6 protein-coding genes are annotated in these 5,160 nt (G+C 53.2%); 4 read left to right on the plus strand and 2 right to left on the minus strand.

Annotated features, from left to right (window positions below; all coding sequences use genetic code 11):
* Window positions 1-39: 39 nt before the first annotated feature.
* Window positions 40-732, minus strand: coding sequence for a hypothetical protein (locus ALO64_RS22930; RefSeq protein WP_152623925.1), 693 nt, complete (start codon window positions 730-732; stop codon window positions 40-42).
* Window positions 719-1,249 carry a hypothetical protein gene (locus ALO64_RS22935; RefSeq protein ID WP_044345524.1) on the minus strand — a complete coding sequence of 177 codons (531 nt, stop codon included), beginning with the start codon at window positions 1,247-1,249 and terminating at the stop codon, window positions 719-721. Before ALO64_RS22935 ends, ALO64_RS22930 begins: the two co-directional genes overlap by 14 nt.
* Before the next feature lie 213 nt (window positions 1,250-1,462).
* On the opposite strand from ALO64_RS22935, the gene ALO64_RS22940 reads away from it, so the two are divergent.
* From ALO64_RS22940 to ALO64_RS26030, 4 genes are all read left to right on the plus strand, one after another.
* The gene (locus ALO64_RS22940; RefSeq protein WP_054991810.1) at window positions 1,463-3,088 is read left to right on the plus strand and encodes an LPD7 domain-containing protein; all 1,626 of its coding nucleotides are present in this window, start codon (window positions 1,463-1,465) and stop codon (window positions 3,086-3,088) included.
* The gene (locus ALO64_RS22945; protein ID WP_054991811.1) at window positions 3,085-4,188 is read left to right on the plus strand and encodes a hypothetical protein; all 1,104 of its coding nucleotides are present in this window, start codon (window positions 3,085-3,087) and stop codon (window positions 4,186-4,188) included. The genes ALO64_RS22940 and ALO64_RS22945 overlap by 4 nt, the downstream gene beginning before the upstream one ends.
* Before the next feature lie 35 nt (window positions 4,189-4,223).
* Window positions 4,224-4,733 carry a hypothetical protein gene (locus tag ALO64_RS22950; protein ID WP_044345526.1) on the plus strand — a complete coding sequence of 170 codons (510 nt, stop codon included), beginning with the start codon at window positions 4,224-4,226 and terminating at the stop codon, window positions 4,731-4,733.
* A gap of 92 nt (window positions 4,734-4,825) precedes the next feature.
* On the plus strand, window positions 4,826-5,160 hold a 335-nt coding region (locus tag ALO64_RS26030; protein WP_054991812.1), incomplete at its 3' end, for a hypothetical protein.

A 5,160-nucleotide genomic window follows, 5' to 3' on the forward strand; every position in this document is an offset into this window, starting at 1 on the left:
TGTCTACACCCTCTTAGGGCGGTTTTTTAATCTTCGTTTTCACCGTGCTCGAGGACCACGGTCCCTATTGGCTTGAGCGGCCAAAGGTGCGGCATCGGTACTAGCAGGCCCTGGCGGTTCCAGTGTGATCCGGATCCCGGGGTTAAGGCGGCAAGTTGCTTCTTTGATTGCGGCCCAATGCTTATGCGGGAGCACACCAACCGTCAACGGCTTCTCGCTGAAGGCAACCTTAGCTGGGTAAGCAATGACCTTCATGTGTTCCCAATCTGGAGAAGCCGTAAGCGTACTTAGTAATTCTGGCCTCTGTTGCAACAAAAGGTGAGGCTTGGCCAATTCGGTTTTTGTCGGAGTCAGGCCCTCGCTGACGAGCCTATCCTTCAAAAGATCCTGTAGATCATCCATCATGTTTCTGGACATCCTGGCAAACGATACAAAGTCGTGTTTGCCAAGGTCCTCCGGTTTCATCATGAGAGGGTTCTGTTTGTGATCGAGCTCCACAAGGAAATCGATCACAGTAAAATGAAGGCGGTTTTTATCAGCGTACGCACGCGCGGCCATGAAGCCGTCCTGCTTACTTTGATAGCCATAAAGGGCCGGGAACACATCTCCTGGTTGCCCGTTGAGTAGCGCACCACAGTCTTTCAAGGCGATCGCCCGCGGCGCTGGCCCAGCGTAAAAGTAAACGCTGGAGAGCTCGATAATGTGCGAGTCTGCTTTCTCAGTCGTGCTCACCAATCCCACCCTTTGACCAACCCTGAATCAAGACTTTTTCTACCTTTTGTCGTTCACCTACTTTACTTACGACATCCTGCATCACGCGTTTGCACTGTTTGGGTGTCAAATCCATTCTTTTCAAGGCCTCTACCCACTTCATGACTGGCCGGCCTGGCTTACCGTCGTGGAGCATTAAGCGGTAAACCGATGGTGGCGATCTGCCGATCAGCGTAGCGAAGGAGTCGCGATCCTGCGGCGAATCCTGAAGACCTAGATAATCGTAAAAATCCTTGATATCCAGCGGTGGTTGCACCGGTGAAGATTCAGGATGCGTTCTGTACAGAAACAGAAGCATAGCTACAACGGGGTCATTAATCTGTTCCGACGACTTGTCTGGGCCAGTCAGCTCTTCCCACTTTGCTTTTTGAAGGCCAAATGCGTCCGCAGCAGCAACCTTGGTCAGACCGTTCTCGATCCGCCATCTCTCTAAATCCGTCCCACAAATTGGCTGAACTTCATCAGTTCCAATGGACATTCGATCCCCTCAAATGTAGCAGACGTAGCCTTCCTAGGCCTTACGGCGCGGAGCTTCCCAATCCGCTTTATTTTGAATAATATACACAATACGAAATTTTAGCAGCCACGGTCCAGCCCAGAGCGACGCACTCAACCCGGCTATACCCTGCCCCTCCCCAGCGGGACTCAGGGCAACGGACTACCCCACCATCCGAAAGGAGGCAGGATTGCCATGAGCGAAGAAACCGAAGCCTTGATGCAAGAGTTCCGCCAGTCTGTCTACGAGCGATTGAATTCGCCGCAGGCATTGGAGGCCTCTCCCCGTGAAGCTATTGAGCGTCGTGCTAAGGCGTACCAGGCCTGGCTAGATAGCCAACCATCCGAAGATGAGGCCGCGGCACTCCCTACTGCGTTGGTCAGGCATTGGGTTGCAGCAGATTTATCGTCTTGGCGTTCTATTGACGCCAATGATACAGGTGATGCTACGGCAGCCGTTTATCGCAATATTTTCGTACACGATACATATGCGGAATTGCTAAAGGAACTGGACCAGGCGCTTTATAGCGAAATAATTTCGCGTCACGGATCAGATGCAGGCTCTGGGAACGGTTTCAGTAGGGGGGATACTGACAGAGATCAAGAAAATGACGATCAGATCGCCAAAATCGACATCAGCGAGCTTCTGAAGGCTATCACCTACAAGGAGCGGCGCGATGGAAGCGTCATCTATTCCCTTAATGAAAAGCCTATTTTCATCGACCACGGGAATCAGCTCCTCATGGTGGCCGAAGCCAAGGACGATGAGATGGCGATTCTTGCCGGTCTGTACATGGCGAAGCAGAAGTTCGGCGGTTCGATCGAGCTTACTGGTAGCGAGGAATTTAAGCGCCGTGCCATCGAGGTTTTGATCAAGCACAACGTTCCCGTCGAGCTCAACAATCCAGCTCAAGAAGCGATCCGCCGCGAGATCCTTGGCCTTCCCCCGATCGAAGCCCCCCCGGAAAAGCCTGTTCCACCAGCGCAAACGTCTGAGCCTACCAAAGACTCAACTGGTGACATGGGAAAAGCCACCAGCCAAGCAACGAGCTCAACAGAAGAATCAGCGACGAATGAAGAACCGCCTGTAAACGTGCGCGAAGGGGTGATCGTTGACTTTGGCCCGGCGCCGTATCTCTTCGATAAAAAACAAAGCAAAAGCTTTTACGTGAAGCTCCGAAATAGCGACGGTGAAGAGCGAGACACTTGGGGAGTCGACCTAGCCCGCGTTTTCCGTGAAAACCAAATTGAAGTAGGGGATAAGGTCACGCTCAACAACCTCGGGCGTAAGCAGGTTACGGTAGAGGTTCCCGTTCGTGGTGCCGACGGTCGCATTGAGCGTTATGAAGATAAGACCGTTCATCGCAACGAATGGGAAGCCGTTTTGTTGGGCAAAATGGAGCTTGACGACCAAGGGCCCATAGCCGAGCCGCTTTCACCTGAAGAACTGACTGTCTCCGGTTGTGATGCTCGCTTTGCAGCATCAATCGGCCTGCCGGGCGACATCAACGACTACCCAGACTTGCTTCCTTATCGAGCCGAAGATCACGCGCTGGCTGTCATGTGGGACCACGATCGCTCAGAAGAAGGCCTGAAGACGATCGAGAACCTGATGTCAGAACCGAAATACCGCGCAGCCTTCCAGGCAAAACTTGAGGGTGAGGTCAGCAAACTCAACGCGCACTTTCGCAACCAGCTTGAAGGTTCGGAAGGTTATGCCATTGCTCATGAGCTTCTAGCTGACGCTGAAAAGCGCTTCGGACCACTGCCTGAAGCTGGTAGTGATGCGTTCAACAGAATCTTTCAGCTGGAGACGAAGTGATTGAGTCGATCGAGCAGATTGACTCTGCGTATCTCGCTCAACTGAAGAATGAGCCGGCCCCGGTAGATCCTTCGCAAGCTGCCGAGCTGACAGACCAGCCGTCGAGTGACGGAGAAAATCCAGTTGAAGACGCTGAGCCAAGCGATCTTGACGCAGCATCACTCGAACACAGCCAATATCAAGCGGCAGAAGGTGTACAAACCTTCGATGCGGATCTGCAAAGGGCCGAGAATCTTATCCATGTAAACGCTGCCGTCTGGTGGCGCGATCAGTCAGAGGCCATCAATACCTGGAGCAAGTCCTTGGAAGAGATGGAGTGCGATCTGGCAGCACTTGGGCCAGAGCCTTCGGCCGACCAGTTTTACTGGTTCGACAAAACTGGCAAGCCTGTGCCTGCACCAGTGAACGAGTACGAATGGCTCACAGCTAAAGCATTCATCCCGAATGGACAAGCGGCCCAGCCCGAGATCGAGGGGTTCGGCGCTGGTTATCAAAGCAATTCCGGTGTTCCCGGAGACATTACTGGTGCAAGCACCAGTAACTCAACCACTCCTCAGGAGGTCGGTATGGAAAACGCTGACACCAATGCGGAACCGAAGCTCATCCTTCGCGGTGTAACCAAGCTGGAAAATGACGATTTCGACACCACTGTTCTCCTTTATCAGGGGTCCGGGGATTACTTGCATGGTTTCGTAAAGGTCAACGGCGAGAAGCACCAGGTGCTTGCGTTTATGAACGAGCGAAAACCTGACTTGGACCACGGCGAAATCAAGCCTAACTTCATCACCCTATGCCAGCCGAACAATGATGGCAGTGACCAGAAATGGAAACAGATCGGGTTTGGCAATGCTGTCAATCGGCGTGGTGACGGTAAAGCTGTGTACTTCGACGAGGTACTTTTCAACGTCGATAGTCAGATCCTCAAGGCAAAGGTGACCAAACACGTTGATGAGGATATGCACCGCAAGCTGGGCTTTCTCGAACATCGGAAAGAACGGGAGAAATCCAGCGCCTCCCCAAAGTCCGAAGCGCCGGCGGAATCAGTCAAACAACAGCCAAGCCCGGCGCAACCAACCGTTAAATCCCGGGCACGAGCTTGATGCTCATGGCCGCTGAATGTTCTTGGAGGACTGGTATGAAGACACTAACCCGCGCGTTACTCGTTGTGATGCTGATGAGCTCGGCTGTGACAGCCCATGCTGCCACTTGCCGTAGCGGCGAGGCCGCAGTGCGTGGTGGTGAGGCTGGCCTGGACCGAGACCGGGATGCGGCCGACAGCACGCAAACAGCCGCACAAACATCGTCTGACATTTTGGGAAAATGTGTCGGAGGAATTACGGGCATTTTCGGCACCACATCGTTTCCGGATCTATCAGCCATCTGGCAAATGATCAAAGACAAGGTTTGCTCAATCGCTAGCTCGTCAGTCAACGGTGTGGTTTCGGAAGTAAATGGGCAAATCAACGGTGTGATGAGTGAGGTGAATGGCGCCGTGACTGATGCGGTAAATCAAACGGGCGTCAACGATACCGGCCTTGGAACCGTCGTGGGTAGCGGGGATACAAACATCAACACGCCAGTCGAGGTTGGACGCTCGAGTGCTCCGGCAGATTCATCGACGAATTGGAACGAAGTTTGGAAGTGAAAGCCCTGGAGCCCGCGATATCGCGGGCTNNACCTTTTGGATTCACGGCATCAAGTTCGGCCCGACGCTGCGGCGCTAAAGGAGGTTCTGCCATGAGCGAAGTTTTTGTCAGTACAGTTCATCCGACTCTCGGCAGACTGTACTGGGTATTCACATCAAATGCCGATTGCAACTACCCTGAACATTACAGTTTGACCGATCGGAGCGAGCTGGCTACGCGGTTCCCTAAAGGTTGGAGGGATCACCACTTTTACCACTGGCGGCATCGCTCACACATCTCGAAAGTTTTCGAGCCTGACGACCCTTATAGCGACTATGAGGAGTTTGAGGATGACGGTCGTTTGGAGCAACGGCTATCGGGGCTTCTCGCTGACTTGCATGCCAGAAGCAGGCAGGCGGTTGAAGAGTTTAGGGAAGCTCCGAGCAA

It is taken from the genome of Pseudomonas meliae (genome assembly GCF_001400515.1).
Lineage (GTDB): Bacteria > Pseudomonadota > Gammaproteobacteria > Pseudomonadales > Pseudomonadaceae > Aquipseudomonas > Aquipseudomonas amygdali.